General features: G+C 67.0%; 11 protein-coding genes. All 11 read right to left on the reverse strand.

What is annotated here, in order from left to right:
* Nucleotides 1-38 precede the first annotated feature (38 nt).
* Nucleotides 39-239, reverse strand: coding sequence for a DUF5988 family protein (locus NMI01S_RS05005; protein WP_036497026.1), 201 nt, complete (start codon nucleotides 237-239; stop codon nucleotides 39-41).
* 173 nt (nucleotides 240-412) lie between these two features.
* Nucleotides 413-1957 carry an acyl-CoA carboxylase subunit beta gene (locus NMI01S_RS05010; RefSeq protein ID WP_062994838.1) on the reverse strand — a complete coding sequence of 515 codons (1545 nt, stop codon included), beginning with the start codon at nucleotides 1955-1957 and terminating at the stop codon, nucleotides 413-415.
* Nucleotides 1954-7293, reverse strand: a complete 5340-nt coding sequence (pks13, locus tag NMI01S_RS05015) for a polyketide synthase Pks13 (protein ID WP_084512432.1) — start codon at nucleotides 7291-7293, stop codon at nucleotides 1954-1956. The genes NMI01S_RS05010 and pks13 overlap by 4 nt, the downstream gene beginning before the upstream one ends.
* Nucleotides 7294-7537: 244 nt before the next feature.
* Nucleotides 7538-9460, reverse strand: coding sequence for a long-chain-fatty-acid--AMP ligase FadD32 (gene fadD32, locus NMI01S_RS05020; protein ID WP_218020926.1), 1923 nt, complete (start codon nucleotides 9458-9460; stop codon nucleotides 7538-7540).
* Nucleotides 9461-9702: 242 nt separating this feature from the next.
* The gene (locus NMI01S_RS05025; protein WP_062994840.1) at nucleotides 9703-10737 is read right to left on the reverse strand and encodes an LLM class F420-dependent oxidoreductase; all 1035 of its coding nucleotides are present in this window, start codon (nucleotides 10735-10737) and stop codon (nucleotides 9703-9705) included.
* A gap of 138 nt (nucleotides 10738-10875) precedes the next feature.
* The gene (locus NMI01S_RS05030) at nucleotides 10876-11862 is read right to left on the reverse strand and encodes a cutinase family protein (RefSeq protein WP_062994841.1); all 987 of its coding nucleotides are present in this window, start codon (nucleotides 11860-11862) and stop codon (nucleotides 10876-10878) included.
* Nucleotides 11859-12407, reverse strand: a complete 549-nt coding sequence (locus NMI01S_RS05035; RefSeq protein WP_174554444.1) for a DUF732 domain-containing protein — start codon at nucleotides 12405-12407, stop codon at nucleotides 11859-11861. Before NMI01S_RS05035 ends, NMI01S_RS05030 begins: the two co-directional genes overlap by 4 nt.
* Before the next feature lie 143 nt (nucleotides 12408-12550).
* Nucleotides 12551-14359, reverse strand: coding sequence for an alpha/beta hydrolase-fold protein (locus NMI01S_RS05040; RefSeq protein WP_062994842.1), 1809 nt, complete (start codon nucleotides 14357-14359; stop codon nucleotides 12551-12553).
* 233 nt (nucleotides 14360-14592) lie between these two features.
* Nucleotides 14593-15522: an alpha/beta hydrolase gene (locus NMI01S_RS05045; protein WP_062994843.1), complete on the reverse strand. Its 930-nt coding sequence runs from the start codon at nucleotides 15520-15522 to the stop codon at nucleotides 14593-14595.
* 491 nt (nucleotides 15523-16013) lie between these two features.
* Entirely contained in the window at nucleotides 16014-17024 is a 1011-nt protein-coding gene (locus NMI01S_RS05050; protein ID WP_062994844.1) for an alpha/beta hydrolase, read from the reverse strand.
* A gap of 458 nt (nucleotides 17025-17482) precedes the next feature.
* Nucleotides 17483-18493, reverse strand: a complete 1011-nt coding sequence (locus NMI01S_RS05055) for an alpha/beta hydrolase (protein WP_062994845.1) — start codon at nucleotides 18491-18493, stop codon at nucleotides 17483-17485.
* Nucleotides 18494-18743 lie beyond the last annotated feature (250 nt).

An 18743-nucleotide genomic window follows, 5' to 3' on the forward strand; every position in this document is an offset into this window, starting at 1 on the left:
CCGCCGTCGTCGTATGCGGCGATGTGGGGTTGCCTGCCCTACACGTCGACGTGTTCGATCCATTCGTAGACCGGAAGATTGCCTTCAGGGGTGTCCTGGCGGCGTGGTGTGGATTTGAAGCGTTCGTAGCCACCGGCGTTCTGCACGCGTAATTCGATGCCGGGTGGGGTGATGGGAACGATGCGGTGCGGCAGGTCGGCCGGCCCGCCTTCGAGTACAGCCTTCGGTGAGCTACCCATAGCTGAAGGCTCTCATATGGCGGCCCGCCGACCGGGCGATTCCACGAAAGACACGCGCTACCCGGCGTTCAACCGGGCGTAACCGCAGGTGCAGCTCGCTGCGACCGCTGTACCCGGCAGCGCCACCCGTCCGGATCTCCGGTACGGGTGGCGCCGTGTGCTCGTGGGCCGGGCTACAGCGGCAGCAAGTGATGTTTGCGCGGATTGCGCTGCAGGCGCTTGTCGCGCAGCAGTGTCAGAGCCTTCCGGATCTCCAAGCGGGTCGCCGAGGGTTCGATGACCGCATCGATGTAGCCGCGCTCGGCCGCGGGCCACGGGGTGGCGGCGGTCGCGTTGTAGAAGTCGATCATCTGTTTACGGATGGCCTCGCGCTGATCCTCCGGCGCCGCCTCGAGCTGGCGACGGCCGACCAGGCCGACCGCCTGCTCCGCACCCATCACGGCGATCCGGGCCGTCGGCCAGGCGAAGTACACGTCCGCGCCGAGGGCCTTGGACCCCATGACCGCCCAGCCGCCGCCGTAGGCCTTGCGCACGACGACGGTGACCTTCGGCACCGACGCCTCCACGAAGGAGAACAAGAAGCGACCGCCGCGTTTGATGACGCCGGCCCGCTCCTGTTCCAAACCGGGCATGAAGCCGGGCGTATCCACGACCAGCACCAGCGGAATCTCGAACGCGTCGCACATGCGGACGAAATGCGAGGCCTTGTCGGACGCCTTGGCGTCGAGCGCACCCGCCAGATACATCGGCTGGTTGGCGACGACGCCGACCGACCGGCCGTCCACCCGGGCGAACCCGGTGATGATGTTGCGGGCCATATCCGACCCGACCTCGTGGAACCCGCCGTCGTCGAAGATCCGCAGCAACACCTCGTGCATGTCGTAGCTGGCGTTGTCGGAGTCCGGGACGAAGGTGTTCAGTTCCAGATCGGTTTCGGTGATCTCGGGCTCGAGGCCCGGATTGACGATCGGCGGCTCCTCCTGGCAGCTGGAGGGCAGGAAGCTCAGATATTCGCGCGCCCACTCGAACGCCGCCTTCTCGTCCTTGGCGACGTGATGGATATTGCCCCAGTCGGCCTGCCGGTAGGCGCCGCCCAGTTCGTCGGCGGTCACGTCCTCACCGGTGGCCTCGCGCGTGATCTGCGGGCCGGTGACGAACATGTGCGCGGATTCGGTCGCGATGACGACATCGGTGCAGATCGGCTGATACACCGCACCCGCGGCACAGTTGCCGAGGATCAGCGACACCATCGGCACCGCACCCGAGAGTGCTTCCATGGCGATCGCCATCTCGCCGTACCAGCGCAGCGAGGTCACCGCCTCCTGCACACGCGCGCCACCGGAGTCGTTGATGCCGACCAGCGGGCAGCCCATCTTGGCGGCGAAGCGCATGAGCGAGGCGACCTTCTGGCCGAACATCTCGCCGACCGTTCCGCCGTACACGGTCTGATCATGCGAGAACACCGCCACCGGGCGGCCCTCCACCAGCCCGTGGCCGGTGACCACGCCGTCGCTGTAGAGAGAGTTCTTGTCCGCCGGATTGCGTACCAGCGCACCGATTTCGACGAACGTGCCCGGGTCCAGCAGCATGTTGATCCGCTCGCGCGGCGAGGGAATACCCTTCTTCGCCCGTTTGGCAATCCCCGCTTCGCCAGCCGGCTCCTGCGCGAGTTCCAGCTTCTTCCGCAGGTCGGCAAGCCTTTCGGCGGTCGTACTCACTGCTCTCCCTTCCCGGGTGCATCGTCCGAGATCGCGGCCAGTTTCCGGGTCAGGTCGGCACCGATCTGCGAGACGCGCGGTTCATCGATGATCTGGAGGTGGTCACCCGGGATGTGGATGACTTCCAGGTTGGGGATGTAACCATCCCATCCGCCGTTCGGTTGCCGATCGGCGAAACGAGGCTCGAGTTCGATGATGCCGTCGTGATAGCGGTCGGCGAGATAGAGCGTCACCTCGCCCTCGTAATGTGACGGTTGCGCCTTCTGCAGATCGCGCCCATCGAGCCACGAAGTGCGCTGATGCTCCAGCACACCGCCGGGGATCTTGACGTCCGCGAACTTGAGCAGGCTCATGATGATCTCGTACTGCTCTTCGTCGGAGGCGTCCGCGAGTTCCTGCAACATCTCGTCGTCCAGCTGACCCTCGATGCCGTAGGTCTTCTGCGCGAACGCCTGGAACCGCTCGATCCGGGCACGACGGCCCTCCGGCGACGGGTCCTCGTCCTCCACCGGGATCGCCAGGTCGATCAGACCGACGAGCCGCACGTCGTCGCCCTCGGCACGCATGATCTGGGCGACCTGCAGTGCGAACACCGCACCCAGCGACCAGCCGTAGAGGACGTACGGACCGGAGGGGAAGATCTTGCGGATTTCGGCCGCGTATTCGCGGGCCCGCTCGGGAATCGACCCCTCGATCCGCTCGAAGCCGTACATCGGAGTGCCCTCCGGCAGCCGCTTGAGCAGTGGCTCGTACACGAGCGTGTTACCGCCCGAGGGGTGGAAGACGAAGATCGGGATCGCGGTCGAGCCCTCGGGCCGCGGCCGCAGCGGGCGGATGAAGCCCTCGACCTCGGTGGCCGAATCCTGGTGCCGGCGAACGATATCCGACAGCTGTTCGATCGTCTCGCAGTCGAGCACGTCGTCGACGTCGACGGTGCTGCCGACCCGGTCCGACAGGCGCGCGGCCAATTTCTCCGCGGTGTCCTCGTCGAGGATCGGCAGGGTGTTGAAGATGCCACCGGCCGACTTGCCGGTCACCATCGCCCACGCGGCGAAGGTCAACCGCTCGGCCGCATCACGCGGGGGCACATCGGCTTCCGGTTCCTTGGTGCCCGCGCCCTGGCCGCCGCCGAACACTGCCGCCGCCTGCGCGGGAGCGGTACCGTTCTCGGATCCGGTCTTCGCCTCGGCCACGTCGGCGGCGGGAGCAACCGTCTCGACCGGCTTCGGCTCGGCGGCCTCCACCTGCTGCTGCACCGCCGCGGCCGGATCTTCCCCGGCCTCCATCGCGGCCCGCGCGGCCGCGACGAAGTTGTCGTCCACGGTGAGCGAACCACCCTCGGCGGCTTGCTTTTCCGCCATCGCGGCGACCTCGTCGCGGTGCTCGATGGCGTAGCGCAGCACCTTGCCCACCTCGTTGAGGCTGGCATCGCGCACCGCGGAGACCTGCAGCGACGGGATGTCGAATTCGTATTCGACGCGGTTCTTGATCCGCATCGCCATCAGCGAGTCGAGTCCCAGCTCCATCAGCGGGATCTCCATCGGCAGATCCTCCACGGCATAACCCATGGATTCGGCGGCGATGGTCGCCAGGCGCTCCTCGACGGTCTGCGTACCGTTCGGATCCCAGCGGTCGCCGAAACTCTCCGCGACGACGAGATCGGCTGTGCCGCTGTCGGTTTCGGCCGGGGCGGGAGCGGGCCGGACCGCGGCTGCCGGCGTTCCGTTGGTGGACGGTGCGCTCGCGGTCACCACCGCATCGAACAGCAGCCGGAAGGCAGCGCCCTCGCGGACGTGAACCTGCACCGAGGCTCCCCCCGGATGCGGGGTCAGCGTGGTGGTCAGGGTGCCGGAGCCCGGCAGCGGTGAGTGCGCGACGGTCGCACCCAGTGCCACCTCCGACAACACCTGCGCCGCAGCCGCATTCACCAGACCGGCCAGATCGGTGACGGCCGCGGCCGACACCTCCCAGGCGTGGCGGCCGTCGGGCAGCGCCACATGCGCACCGGGGGGGCGGCCGCTGCCCGAACCCGTCGCGATGCTGACCTTGGGCCAGTATTCCTTGCGCAGGAAGGCCGTTCGCGGCACGTCGGCGTACTCACCGGCGGGCAGCAGCGACACCAGATCGACCGGGTGGCCCTGCACATACAGCTGGGCCAAGGCGGAAATGACACCCGCGGCCTCGTCCTCCTTACGCTTGAGCGTGGGGATGAGAGCGGCGTTGTGCACACCGGCGGCGAAGGTCGTACCCATCACCTGCATGAGCGCAACGGAATTCGGCGCCAGTTCCAGGTAGGTGGTGATGCCGGCGTCGACCGCGCGGCGGATCGCGTTGGTGAAATACACCGAGCCGCGCATGTTGGTCACCCAGTAGTCGACGTCGTGCACCGGGTCCGAGCCGGCCTTGTACACGGTCGCCTTGTGCACGGTCGAGTAGAGATCCGTGGTCACCTTGGTCGGCTCGATACCGGCCAGCTCCGCGGCCAGCTCACCCAGCAGCGGATCCATCTGCGAGGTGTGCCCGGCGCCGCGGGTCTGCAGCACTCGCGCGAATTTGCCCTCGGCTTCGGCGCGCGCCACGATCGCGTGCACCTGATCCGGCGGGCCACCGATCACGGTGTTGGTCGGCGCGGCGTACACCGCGACCTCGAGATCCGGGTACTCCGGCAGCACCTTCTCGATATCTTCGGCGCTGTATTCGACCAGGGCCATATTGCGCACCTGGTCGTCGGTGATCATCTGCTCGCCCTCGCCCATCAGCCGCGACCGCGCGCAGATCACGCGCACCGCGTCCTCGAGCGGCAGGCCGCCGGAGATGTACGCGCCGGCCGCCTCACCCTGCGAATGCCCCACCACTCCGAAGGGTTCGGCGCCGTGCGCGCGCAGCAGCGCGGCGAGACCGAGCTGGATCGTGAACACGCCGACCTGCGAAGTGCCCACATCCCAGTCCTGGGCGTCGTCGAGGATCATCTCCTTGACCGAGTATCCGGCCTCGTCGACAACCAGCTCGTCGACCTCGTCCACGGTCCGGGCGAAGATCGAATTCTCCAGGTAGAGCTGCTTACCCATCTTCCGGTGGTGCGAGCCGAATCCGGCCAGCACCCACATCGGGCCCTGGGCGGCCGGGGAATCGGCGGTGAATACGCCCGGCCCCGGCTTACCGGCGGCGATAGCCCGCAATCCGGCCACGGCCTCCTCGTGGGTCTTCGCCAGCACCACGCCGCGCGAACGCCCGTGGTTGCGTTTGGCCAGCGACCGCGCCACATCCTCGAGCGGAGTAGCCTGTCCCGCTTCGGATTCCAGCCAGTCGGCGAGGTCGCTCGCGGCCCGGCGACGGCGTGACGGCAGATAGGCCGACACGGGCAGGATCACCGGCAGCGGCTCCGTGCGTTCCTGTGTCCACTCGGCCGCCTCGGCGACGGGCTCGGGTTCGGCCAGCGGATCGCTGCCCTCGACGATCGCCTCGGCACCGGCGAGCACATCGGTCGCCTCGTGATCGAGGCCGGCGTCGAGCGTCTCGGCGTCGGCCGAAGCACCCTGCGCGGCATCGTCTTTCGCCTCGGCGGCAGCGGCCGGGACGTATTCCTGGATGACCACGTGCGCGTTGGTGCCACCGAATCCGAATCCGGAGACGCCGATGGTGGCGATGCCGCTGTAGCGCGGGAATTCGGTCGGCTCGTCGACGACCTTCAGGTGCGCCTGATCGAACGGGATGAAGGGGCTCGGCCCCGCGTAGCCGATATTCGGCGGAATGACGTTGTGCTGCAACGCCATGATCACTTTGGCGAGGGCGGCGGCACCGGCACCGGATTCGAGATGTCCGAAGTTGGTCTTCGCCGAACCCAGCAGCGCCGGCTTGTCGTCTTCGCGCCCACGGCCGATCACCCGGCCGAGCGCGTCGGCCTCGATCGGATCGCCGATCGGGGTACCGGTGCCGTGCGCCTCGATGTAGTCGACGGTCGAGGGCGCGATACCCGCATCCCGGTACGCACGGCGCAGCACATCGACCTGGGCATCCGGATTCGGGGCGACGATGCCGTTGGAGCGACCGTCGGAGTTGACGGCACTGCCCTTCACGACCGCGAGAATGCGGTCCCCGTCGCGTTCGGCGTCGGCCAGGCGCTTGAGCACCACCATGCCGGCACCTTCACTGCGGACCATGCCGTCGGCATCGGACGAGAACGCCTTGATGTGGCCGTCTTTCGCGACCGCGCCGATGGAATCGAATCCGAGCGTGATCGCCGGGGCCAGCAGCATGTTCACACCACCGGCCAGCGCCACGTCGGCGTCGCCGTTGCGCAGTGCGCGCACCGCGTCGTGCACCGCCACCAGGGTCGACGAGCATGCGGTGTCCACGGCTACCGAGGGACCGCGGAAGTCGTAGAAGTACGACACCCGGTTGGCGACGATCGCGGTGGAGCCGCCGGTGAGGGCATAGGCGTCGGCCGAGGCCGGAGCGTCGGCGTCCGACTTGCCCAGTCCCAGTGCGGCGATCAACGAGAAATCGTTGGTCGAGGTACCGATGAACACGCCGACCGATTCGCCCTTGAGGGTATTCGCCGGAATTCGCGCGTGCTCCAACGCTTCCCAGGTCAGCTCCATCATGAGCCGCTGCTGCGGGTCGACACGCTCGACCTCGACGGGCGACATCGCGAAGAATTCGGCGTCGAAGCCCTTGATCACGTCCTGGTCGAGGTAGCCGCCGAGGGTATTGCCCTTCTCCACGGCCGCCGCGATATCCGGATCGGCCAGGAATTCGGACCACCGCCCCTCGGGCAGGTCCCGGATGCCGTCACCCCGGTTGATCAGGAAGTCCCAGGTCGACTCCGGCGTATCGCCGGCCCCGGGCAAGCGCGTGGAGAGTCCGACGATGGCGATGTCGTGCGCCGCCCCCGGCTGATATCCGGCGGTGTAGAAGGCGTCGTCCGCCGCCTCTTCCGGCGTCTCCGGCTCACCGTTGATGATCCGCTCGGCGAGTGCCGCGATCGTCGGATGCTGATACACGATCGTCGCGTTCAGCAGTACGCCGGTGAGCTCTTCGATATCACCGCCCAGGGCGATGGCGTCACGGGAGGCCAGGCCGAATTCCTCCATCGGCCGGTCCACCGTGATCTGCTCCACCGGCTGGCCGGTGGCGTCGGCGACCCAGCGCTGCAGCCACTCGCGCAGCTCGGCCACCGACATATCGGTGCTGCCGGATTTCGCCGCGCCGCCCGGCTCGGTCACGCTCGGTTCGGTCGCAGTGGTCTGCTCCACCTCGGCGTTCGCGTCGCCGGTGGTCTCGGCGTCGGTGACGCCACTGGTCGCCGTCGTCTGGGTGCCCTCGTTGTCAGCCATCAATTCCTCAAGCTACCTGTGTGCGAATGTTGCGCGGGCGGGGATTGACAGCCGATTCGCCGTCATGTGGATAAGTGGCGGGTTGTGGACAACTCGCCACGCAGCGCGCGTTCCCCCGGCGATTCCACACCGCCGCCGGATGCCGGCCGACCCGTCGAACGGGCACGTCACAGCGACCAACGGACCGGCCGGGGCGACGAGAAACCCCGATCTCGGCACGGTGGGAAATCACCGGGAGCACGACTTACTCTTCGTCCGGTGCGTCGGGGAAGGCCTGCTGCTGATAACCACCGCGCAGAGTGCCCTCCAGATACGCGGCCCGGCACGCCCGGCGCGCCAGCTTGCCGCTCGAGGTACGCGGAATCGAACCCGCGGGCACCAGCAGCACGTCGCGCACGGTCACGCCGTGACGCTGCGACAGCGCACCGCGCACCGCGTCGGCGATCGGCTGTGGGTCGGCCTTGTGCGCGCCCGGACCCCGCTCGGCCACGATCACCAACTGCTCGGAGGCATCGTCGGCGTCGTACTTCAGCCCGGCGTGGCTGTCCGCGGCGAAGACCTCGGCCGGCAGCTGATTCGCCGGCACCGAGAACGCCGCGATGAAGCCCGGGCGCAGCATCTTGCTGGCCTCCTGCGCGGAGAACTCCAGATCCTGCGGGTAGTGGTTGCGGCCGTCGACGATCACCAGGTCCTTGACGCGGCCGGTGATGTACAGTTCGCCGTCGACGTAGACGCCGTAGTCGCCGGTGCGCAGCCAGATCGCGTCGTCGGGGGTGCCCGCCGCGTGCGAGCCCTCGGGCTGGCGGTTGGTCAGCAGATTCTTGAAGGTCTTGCGAGTTTCCTCCTCGCGACCCCAGTAGCCGATGCCGATGTTGTTGCCGTGCAACCAGATTTCGCCGACGCGGCCCTCGGGCAGTTCCTGAGCGCCCTCGGGATCGTCGATCGATTCCGGGTCGACGATCGCGGCCCACTGCGACAGCGCGATGTAGCCACAGCTCACCTGCGCGATAGCGTTCGGCGCGCCCTGGTCGACCTTCACCACACGTCCGGCGTTGAGCTCGTTGCGGTCGACGTAGATGACCTTGGCCTCGTCCTCGGCCCGCGTCGCGGAGACGAACAGCGTCGCCTCGGCCATGCCGTAGCAGGGCTTGATCGCGGTCTTCGGCAGCCCGTAGGGGGCGAAGGCGTCGTTGAACTTCTTCATCGACGAGGTGGTCACCGGCTCACTGCCGTTGATCAGGCCGATCACGTTCGACAGATCCAGCGTTTCGCCGTTCTTCGGCAGACCGCGCGCCGCGGCGTGCTCGAAGGCGAAGTTCGGAGCGGCGGCGAAGGTGCCGGCGCCGTCGGACACCGCGGCGAGCTCGGAGATCCAGCGGCCCGGGCGCCGGACGAAGGCGCTCGGCGACATGATGGTGATGTACTTGCCGCCGATGGCCGGCAGGATCACGCACAGCAGGCCCATGTCGTGGTAGAGCGGCAGCCAGGTGACACCGCGCGAATTCCAGTCCAGGTTGATGGCGTTGACCATCTGCAGCAGGTTGGTGCCGACCGCGCGGTGGGTGATCTCCACACCGGCCGGAGTCCGGGTCGAACCCGAGGTGTACTGCAGGTAGGCGATGTCGTCGACGGCCAGATCCGGCCGCACCCAGGACTCGCCGAGGGTGTCGGGCACGGCGTCGACGGCGATGATGCGCGGACGCTGCGCGGCCGGCAGCGGCCGGAAGAACTGGCGCACGCCGGCGGCCGAGGAGCTGGCCGTCAGAATCGCCGACGGCTTGCAGTCGCCCAGTACGGCGTGCAACCGGTCGGTGTGGCCCGGCTCGTCCGGATCGAACAGCGGCACGGCGATGGTGCCGGCGTAGATGGCGGCGAAGAAGGAGATCACATAGTCCAGGCCCTGCGGCGCCAGAATCGCCACCCGGTCGCCCGGTTCGGTCACCTGTTGCAGGCGAGCGGCCACCGCGCGCAGCCGGACGCCGAATTCCTTCCAGGTCAGGTCCTGGTACTCCCCGTCGCGCTCGCGGGAGTAGTCGATATAGCGATACGCAAGATCGTTCGCATCGTTGCGGGTGTGCTTCTCGACGTAATCGACCAGGGTGCGGCCCTCGGGAATTGTGATGTTCCCGGTTTCGTCCAGGTAATCGTCGAAAGTCTCGTCCGTCATTCCTTCTCCTCCGAGGCACACGCAGCACGGCGACATGGCCGCTGTTACCTGTGAGGCCCCGACTCTCTTTCACCCGCGGGCGCTCTGTGGTGCGAGAGCTTGCCTGCAGCTTTTTCCGGTGGTCTGCGCGGTGACCACCTATCGGCTAGATGTACTCGAGCCAGGGACATGTTACAGAGCAGGCCCCGAAGCGGTCTCCGGAGCGAGCCGAACGATTCCCCGGCCTGCACGGTGGCGACTCGCTACGGCTCCTCTCGCAGCAAGGGGATCACCGGTGCGAAAGCATCCATCTGGGTCGGAAACACTCCGACATAGGACATCGATGTCAATCGCCGCACGTTACGGATCTGCTCGGCGATCTCCTCGAATGTGCCGATGGCCACATAGGGCGAATTCAGGATGTCTTCCACCGACAGCTGGACATCGACCTCGAGATCCGGGTGCAAACCCTTGTCGAGGGCGGCCAACGCCATCTCGGCCGTACGCTCGCGATCGTCGGTGATCACGACGGCGGTGACGGTCCAGTTGAGTTCGATGTCGGGGAACCGGTCCCCGGCGGCCTCCTTGATGAGATTCACCTTCTCGATGGTCTTCTCGAGGGTGATTCCCGACAGCAGGCCCTTACCGGTCTTGGTCGTGCGCGGCACCACCGAGATGATGTCGGCGTGCTTGGCGGCCAGCCGCAACATCTTGGGGCCGCCACCGCCGGTCACCAGCGGCGGACGCGGGCCCTGCCGCGGCCGCGGCGTGCCCTTGATGCCACGCACCTGATAGTGCTTGCCCTCGAAATGGCATTCCTGCCCGCGCAGGAGCACGTCGAGAATGGTCAGCGCCTCGTCCAGCTTCTCCAATCGCACGCCGGGCGATTCGTAGGGCAGGCCGGCGGCGTCGAATTCGCTCTTGATCCAGCCCGCGCCGACACCGAGTTCGAGCCGCCCGCGCGAGAGCACATCGATCGTCGCGGCGTCCTTGGCCAGCACCACCGGATGCCGGAAACCGTTGGCCAGCACCGAGGTTCCGATCCGGATACGGTCGGTGGCCACGGCGAGCGCGCCGAGCGCGGCGATCGGCCCGACCTGGGGGCCGAGGTGGTCCGGAATCGCGAAGGAGTCGTATCCGTATTCCTCGGCCTGCTGGGCGAGCTTGACGAATTTCCGCGCACCGCCCTCCTGCTGATTTCCCTCACCTGCAGCAGCGAATCGGAACGCGCGCGCCGGAACACCCAGCGCTGTCATCTCGACACCGCTGGTCGCGCCGGCGGCGGCGGCTTCTGTCATGAACTCTCTGCTCCTGGCTGTGCGGATGTGCGCTGTGGCGCGATCATCGCTGCACTTTACAGCCTTCACCAAAATCTGAGTGACCCTCGGGTTTACTTTTTTTCGGGGACCTCCGGCGGCCGCGGTCACCGCCGGTTGTCAGCCGTGCGGCGGGTGGGGGGCGTCCTTGATCAAACCCTCGGCCCAGGCGGCCGCCCACTGGGTGGCGGTGGTGCCCTGATCGTCCACCTGGAAGGTGTTGTAGAGACTGTGCACCGGATTGCCGACGGCATGCACCAGGGTCATCAGGCTGGGCACGATATTCAGCGGATTAAGCGCCTGCGGCGGGGCATCGCAGATCAGGTCCCCGGGAGCGCAGATGGTGTTCGTGCGCCCGGCGAGCGCACCGAACCCGCCGCGCGGCCCGGTCATCGTGATGCCCGGAACCGACAGGCCCTTCAGCGCGACCTCCGCGCCCACGCCGGGCGGGGAGATCCCGATCTCACCGGCCTGCCCGGGGCCGCTCACGCGACGGCCGTCGGCGATCAGTGTGACGCCGAGAACCTGGTCGGCGGCGACCGGGCCCTGCCCGGCGCCGATCTGCGCCGCGATATCACCGGCGATCACGGCGCCCTGGGAGAATCCGGCGATCACATAGTTCGTGAGCGGGCAGTTCTTCGACATATCGGTCAGTTCCGCCAGCGCACGCTGGGTGCCCTCGGACCGGCTGTTGTTGTAGGACGACTGACCGTCCGGCGGAATCGCGATCGGATTCGAGAATTGCGCGACGTAGGGAACGGTGTAGACGTCGAGCCGGGACTCCGGGAACTGCTGCCGCACGGGGTTGGTCACATGCAGCATCAGCGACGCCGGATTGGCCGTCGGATCGTGCGGATCGTCGTTACTGTTCGACTCCCAGGTACCGGGAATCGCCAGTAACTGCACATCCGGGCAGGACGCCGGCTGGCTGGCGGGCTTACCCGGCTTCGACGGTCCCGGCTTCGGGACGTGCAACCGGCCCGCGAGCACGAACCACAGCACCAGCGCCACGATCGCAACCAGGACCGCGATCAGCACGAACAGCAGACAACCCGGCCGCCGGTTGCCGCCGCCCCCCGCATATCCGGAACGACGTCGCGCGTTCACTTGTTGCAGTAGGACTGGGTCGCGACGTCGATGTAGATCTGGCCCGCCTGTTCAACCGACATCTTCTGCGGATCGAAGGACGGGTCGGTGCCCGCCATCGCGTTCACGAACGTCTTGACCTCTTGATCGGAGGCGCCGCTCGCCTTGCTCTGGCAGACGTAATTGGCCGCGGTGATCGCGATGTCCGGGCTGGAGGGATTCACCCCGCGCTTCTTCAACTCGTCCAGATAGGCCTGATCCTTCGCCGACAGCTGCGTGTTGTCGCCCGCGTTCGGCTGCGCCGGCTCGGGACGTTCGTTCGCGGTGCTGGTGGCCGGGGCCTGCTCCTGGCTGGGCTCGGGCGCCGCCGGCGCGGTGGTCGGCGCGCCCTGTGCCGCCGGAACCGTGGCGGTCGTGGTGGATGGCTTCAACGTGGGCGTGCTCGACGCCGTGGAATCGTTACCGCCGCAGGCGGCCAGTAATCCGGTCGCCGCCAGCGCGACCATGATGCCGGCGACCTTGCCACCAGCGATGTACCGTTCTCCGACCGGACGGGTCCGAAGCATGAATCGTGTCCTCGATCTAGTTCGCTAAAGGCTAGAGCTTCTTCCAAGGCCTAGCAGGTCGCGCTCCAGGTTAACGGCAACCGGCGCGGACAGGGATCCCATGTCCGGAACCCTCATCAACCACTTAAAGGTGATTTATCGCCCTAGGCCCCGTGCACCTCGGGGGGTTTGCCGTCGCGCACGACGACGAATCCGGTCTGGAAATTCTGCTGGACGCCGCCGGGGACCGGGAACTCGTCACTGATCGGGTAGCCGAGTTTGCCGTTCTCGAAGCCCTGCTGTCCCCACGCGTCCATGATCGGGCCGTTGCGCACGGCCCACGCCCCGGAGAGCGGACTCCAGTAGATATTGCCGCTCTCGAATTTGCTGTAGCGGCCGAGATCCTTGGTCGGCTGCTCCTCGGCCGCCGGGAAACCCAGCCAGCTGTTCTCGAAGCCCATCTGCGCATACTTGCCGAGGATCAGGCCCTGCACCCGGTGCGCCCCGGTCTTGTCGCTGAAGTACATCGGCCCGCCCTGGAACCCCTGCACCACGCCGTCCTTGTTCGGCGTCCTGGCCTCCGGCCCGATCGGATAGCCGGCGGGGCCGCGTTCGAAGCCCTGCCGCTCCCATTCGGCCAGAATCGCCCCGCGGATCACCTGGGCGCCCGTCTGCGGCGACCAGTACACCGAACCCCCCTGGAAAGTCTGGAAGCGGCCCTGCCCGTCCGGCAGCGGCTGTTCGGCGTAGGTGGGCAGGCCCAGCGGGCCACCCGGTCCGCCCGTCGCCTGATAGGTCCCGCCGATCGCCCCCGCTACGGCATGGGCGCCGGTGGCCTGCGACCAGAACATCCGGCCGCCCTTGAAGTCCTGCGCGCTGCCGTTGGCCACCTGGTACTCGCCGGTGACGCAGTCACCCAGCCAGGTGTCGATCTGCACGGCCGCGGCGACCGCGCCGTTCACCGCGCAGGCAGGTTTGCCGGCCTCCACGCCGAGCGCGGCCGCGGCCTGCGGCCACGACTGACGCATCTCGAAATCCCAGTAGGGCCACGAATGTGTGCCGGAGGGACGGTAATTGGCCTGTACCGGAATCGACAGCTTGTTCAGCTTGTCGACGAAGTTCTGGCTGGTCAACCGGGACAGCATCTCCAGGCCCATCCCGGCGTAGTTGGTGCTGATGCCCGGGATGTCGGACGGTTTGTCGTAGGCGCCCGTGGTGCCGCTGCCGGCGGAGACGTACATGCTGATGCCCTTCAGTTTGGGCGCCAGCTGATACGGATCGTGTTCGGACCACTCGGCATCCGTCGGCGGACCCCACATGGCGTTGGCGTCGAATCCGCCGGCATCGCGCATGGCGAACATGATCGCCTGTGGCATACCGACACTCGTGGTGGTCAGGAAGCCCGAATAGGAGGCCGCGTACTTCACCCAGCCGGGATTGCGCCCCGCCAGGAACATCGCGGCCGTGCCGCCCATCGAAAGCCCCTCCACCCCATGGGCATCGGTGGCACGCCACTGGCTCTCCAGCAGGGGCGGCAGTTCCTTGGTCAGGAAGGTTTCCCACTTGTAGTTCCTGCCGTTGTCCTGCTGCACCCAGTCGGAATAGAAGCTCGACTGGCCGCCGATCGGCAGGACCACGGTGACGTTCTTGTCGGCGTAGAAGTCGACCGCGCCGGCATCCTTGGTCCAGCCGCTCTCGTCGTCCTGGGCACGCAGGCCGTCGAGCATGAACAGCAGCGGGAATCGCGCGTCCGGGCGGGAATTCCAGTCCCGGGCCAGCAGCAGTTGCACCTGGACCGGCGAACCCATGGACGGCGAGTTCACCCACAGCGCGACGCGACGGTCGGTCAGCCAGACGACCTTCTCGACGGTCGCCCCGGCCGGAGCCGGCACCGCGGCGGGTTCGGCGAATGCCGGGAGCGGCGCGACCGTGATCCCGGACGCGATCGGCACGACCACGGCGGCGGCCAGCATCGCCAGCCGTCGCCTGCTCCATCGGCTGCGACGCTGCGTCCCCCGGCTACCGGAAACCACACCTGCCACAGGAGTGTTGTACCGCGCCGAGACCGCTCGAGGCGGTAGGACGCGCGGACAGCAAACCTGAGAAATGGCAGGACACAAGGCAACCTGCGACCGCCCGCAACATGTCGGCGCCGCGCAGATCGGATCTGCGCGGCGCCGAGTTCAGTTGCTGTTGCGGCCCTTGATCAGGCGTTCAGTGCGGCCAGGATGCCCGTGCGCGCCTTGGCCAGCTCGTCCTGCCAGTAGAGCCAGGCGTGGGTGCCGGTGGGCGGGAAGTCGTAGGCGGCCGGAATGCCCAGCGAGTCCAGTCGAGCCTTGAACGAGTGGGTGCTGACCATCGAGATCAGCTCGATGCCCATGGCGTTACCGGTGTTGAACGCGCCGACAAGGCCGTTCGGGTGGTCGTACTGACCCGGCAGACCACTGGCGGCCGAGATGTACATCGGCAGACCGCGCAGCTGCGGCGCGAACACCATCGGGTCCGAACGCAGCCACTGCGGGCTCCACGGCGCGGCCATCGAGTCGACGTTGAAGCGGCCGGCATCGAGCATCATCACGCGAATCGCCTCGCGCATACCCGGGGCGTTCCAGTTCAGCGGGCCCGAGAACGAGGCCGCGTACTTGAACTGGTCGCGGTGGAATGCCGCCAAGCGCAACGCCGCCGGACCACTCATCGACAGACCGGCGACCGCGTAGTTGGTCCGCGAAACGCCGTAATTGCCGAGGAAGTCCGGAAGTTCCTTGGTGAGGAAGGTTTCCCACTTGTAGGTGAACTTCTGGCCGTTGGTGTTGCTCGGGCCCTGCCAGTCGGCGTACCAGCTGGACTGGCCACCCACCGGCATCACCAGGGTGACGTTGTCGTTGCCGAACATCTGCTGCGCGTTGGTCTCGAACGACCAGGCGTTGCGGTCGTCGCGAGCACGCAGTCCGTCCAGCAGCAGCAGCGCGGCGTTACCGCCGTTGCGCGCCCACTGCACCTGCACCTTGATGGGGCCCATGCTCGACGGAACCATCAGTTCGTCGTAGCCACCCGCGGGAGTCTGGTGCACGGGTGCGTGAACGGGAGCGGCGATGGCGGCCGGAGCCATGATGCCCGCCGCGATGGGGAGTGCCATCGCGGCACCCGCAGCGAGAAGACGTGTGCGCCAACCACGCTGAGCGCCTCGCCGCCCTCTGGGGGCTGACTCCGGCGCGAGCGCCGAATGCGAAACCGGCGCGGCCGACCTGCCGAAACGCATGGATACTGCTCTCTTTCTGCTGCTGTCTGCTGTTGTCGCCGCGCCACGACCACATCCGTCAGCGACGGCATGATCTGCACCCACGTCGAACCCGACCTTTCGACATGAGCGACGCCGCGGCTACGAACGGTCACACTTGCGCTCGCTGGACGATATTCGACCGCCCAATCGTTAGCAACACGGACCCCGCCGGGTGGCTGAAATCCGCCCGTGCGCCATTCGTAATCGTGCAGTGACCCTATCGCGTCCGCCCGGAAATGACAGCGTGAAATGACGAATCAACTACTGCGCTGGTGAATTTCACCAGGAAACGCCGAACATGACTCGGGCCCCGGCGGTTTCGGCCGGGGCCCGAGGTGCTCGGATGTTCAGCCGATATTCGCCGAAAGGTCCGGAATCATGCGGTATGCCTCGGCTTGCCAGTTGAACCAGTCGTGCACACCGACATTGGGGAACGAATACACCACGTTGGTCGCGCCCAGTGTCATCATCCGCACCTGGAAAGCCCGGGTATTCGCCAACGCCAGCACCTCCAGCGGCGCACCGCGCATGATGTGGTCGGCGGCCGCAGGCAGTGGCAGGCCCAGGTCCTCCGGCGACGGGACGCCGCTGCCGGCGGCGATCCAGAGCCGGGTGTTGTTCGCGATCAGGCGCGGCGCGAAGACGAACGGGTCCATCCGCAGCCACTGCGGGCCCCACGGCGGAGCCATCGAATCGACGTTGTAACCGCCCGCGTCGATCATCGCCATCCGAATCGCCTCGCGCATACCGGGAGCGGAATTGTTCAGATAGCCCGAGAACGACCCGGCGAAGCTGAACTGGTCCGGGTGATACGCCGCCAGCGTCAGCGCGGCGCTACCACCCATCGACAATCCGAACGCACCGTTGCGGCTGGTCCGGAAGCCGAGCCGGTCCCGCAGGGCATTACGCAACTGGACGGTCAGGAACGACTCCCAGTCGTAGCGGTAGTCCTTGCCCGGCCCACCCAGGAATGTCTCGGTCGCGCCGGATCCGGTGTTGACGGAACCGAAATTGCTCGGCGGGGCGCCGAAGAACGAGCTGGGCGCATTCCAGTCGGCGTAGAAACTGGATTGGCCGCCGACCGGCATGACGACGTTGATATTCCAATCGGTCAGGACCTGCGCGACATTCGTCTCGATCTCCCAGCCGTTGAGTGTCTGCGGGGCACGCAAACCGTCGAGCGCGTAGACCACGCGATCGGTGTTGCCGTCCTTGGCCCGGAAAACCCTGGACTTGACCGCACCCATGACCGGCGAATCCACCCAGAAGTCGAACCCCGACGGGTCGAATGCCGCCGACGCGCTCGCGCCGTCGCCGAGTACCGAAACCCCCAGGGGCAGCAACAGTGCCAATGCCATGCCCAGCGCCGAGCGCCTGAGCCACGAACCGGACCGACCTCCGAGTGACCGCTTCCTGTGCGCAAATCGCATCGACACGACCTTTCACCTGAAGCGGCGGCCGCACCCGATCCCACACCGCACGAGCCACCGCTCATTCCGGACAACACAGACACAAGCGTTCCGGCGAGGGCCCTCGCCGCTGTACTGAGGGTTCTTCGATACCAATCGAGTATCGGTGATCCGGTAGCGCGACCGAATGATTCAACACGGAAATAGTCCGAAAGGTGATCTGCGGCACACACTGTGCGGGAAGGCGGTTTCGCCGGGCCGCGGCGCTCATTCGGAGCAAATACCCAGCTTGCGGCAGTTTCGCGAGCGGTTCTCGTGCCGATCCGACTCGGCACGGCAGCGCCGACTCCGGATACGACACAGCCCCGCAGCGGAAGTCCGCCGCGGGGCTGCGAGTCGTGCTGATATCAGCCGATATTGGCCGACATATCCGGAAGCATCCGGTAGACCTCGTCCTCCCAGTTGTGCCAGTTGTGCACACCCACGTTCGGGAAGTCGTAGGTGACGTTGCCGGCGCCCAGGGTCATCATGCGTACCTGGAAGGCGCGGGTGTTGGCCAGCGCCAAGGCCTCCAGCGGTGACCCCTGGATGATGTCGAGCGGGGCGACCGCGTCCTGCGGCGACGGAATGCCGCTGCCGGCCGCGACCCACAGTCGAGTGTTGTTGGCCTTCAACCGCGGTGCGAACACGAACGGATCCATCCGCAACCACTGCGGGCCCCACGGCGGTGCCATCGCATCGATGTTGTACCCACCGGCGCTCAGCATCGCCACGCGCATGGCCTCACGCATACCGGGCGCCGAGATGTTCAGGTAACCCGAGAACGAGCCGGCGTAGCTGAACTGGTCCGGGTGGTACGCGGCCAGCGTCAGGGCGGCGCTACCACCCATCGACAGGCCGAAGACGCCGTTGCGGTGCGAACTGAAGCCCATCCGCGCGCTCAGGGCGTTGGGCAGATCCTGGGTGAGGAAGCTTTCCCACTTGTAGGTGTTGACCTTGCCCAGCGTCTCGTTGTAGTTCGAGGAACCGGTCATCGCGGAGCCGGTCGAGGCCGAACCGGACGAGCCGACCGAACCGGTATCGATTCCGAAGAAGTTGCTCGGCGCGTTCCAGTCGGCGTAGAAGCTCGACGGGCCGCCGACCGGCATCACCACGTTGATGTTGGCGTTCACCAACGCCGGGATGATGTTGGTTTCCTTCTCCCAGCCGCTGATGTCGCCCTGGGCGCGCATACCGTCGAGGGCGTACACCACCCGTCCGGTGCTGCCGTCGGCCGCACGGAAGATGCGCGACTTGATCGGGCCCATCGACGAATCGACCCAGAAGTCGATACCCGTCGGATTGAACGCCGCGGCGGCGTGTCCGGCCTCTGCCACCGACACCCCGAACGGCAGCAACGTCGCCAAGGCAACACCCACCGCGGACCGCTTGAGCCATCCGGTTCGATGAGGCGCCGACGGCTGCTGCGACCGTCTCCGACGTCTCTGCTGCACCCATCGCACAGTCACGCCTCGCATACCCTGTCCGGCCTTTCCCGTAGCGCGGCCCGTCCGACCGCTGTTCTTCTCTGCGAATGATCACCCGTGCGCATGCGGAGATGCGCCCCCGACGGACGTCCGTCACCGAGCGTATCGTGAAATCGATACGTCGGCGTTATCAAACCGAGAC

The organism is Nocardia mikamii NBRC 108933 (assembly GCF_001613505.1).
Lineage (GTDB): Bacteria > Actinomycetota > Actinomycetes > Mycobacteriales > Mycobacteriaceae > Nocardia > Nocardia mikamii.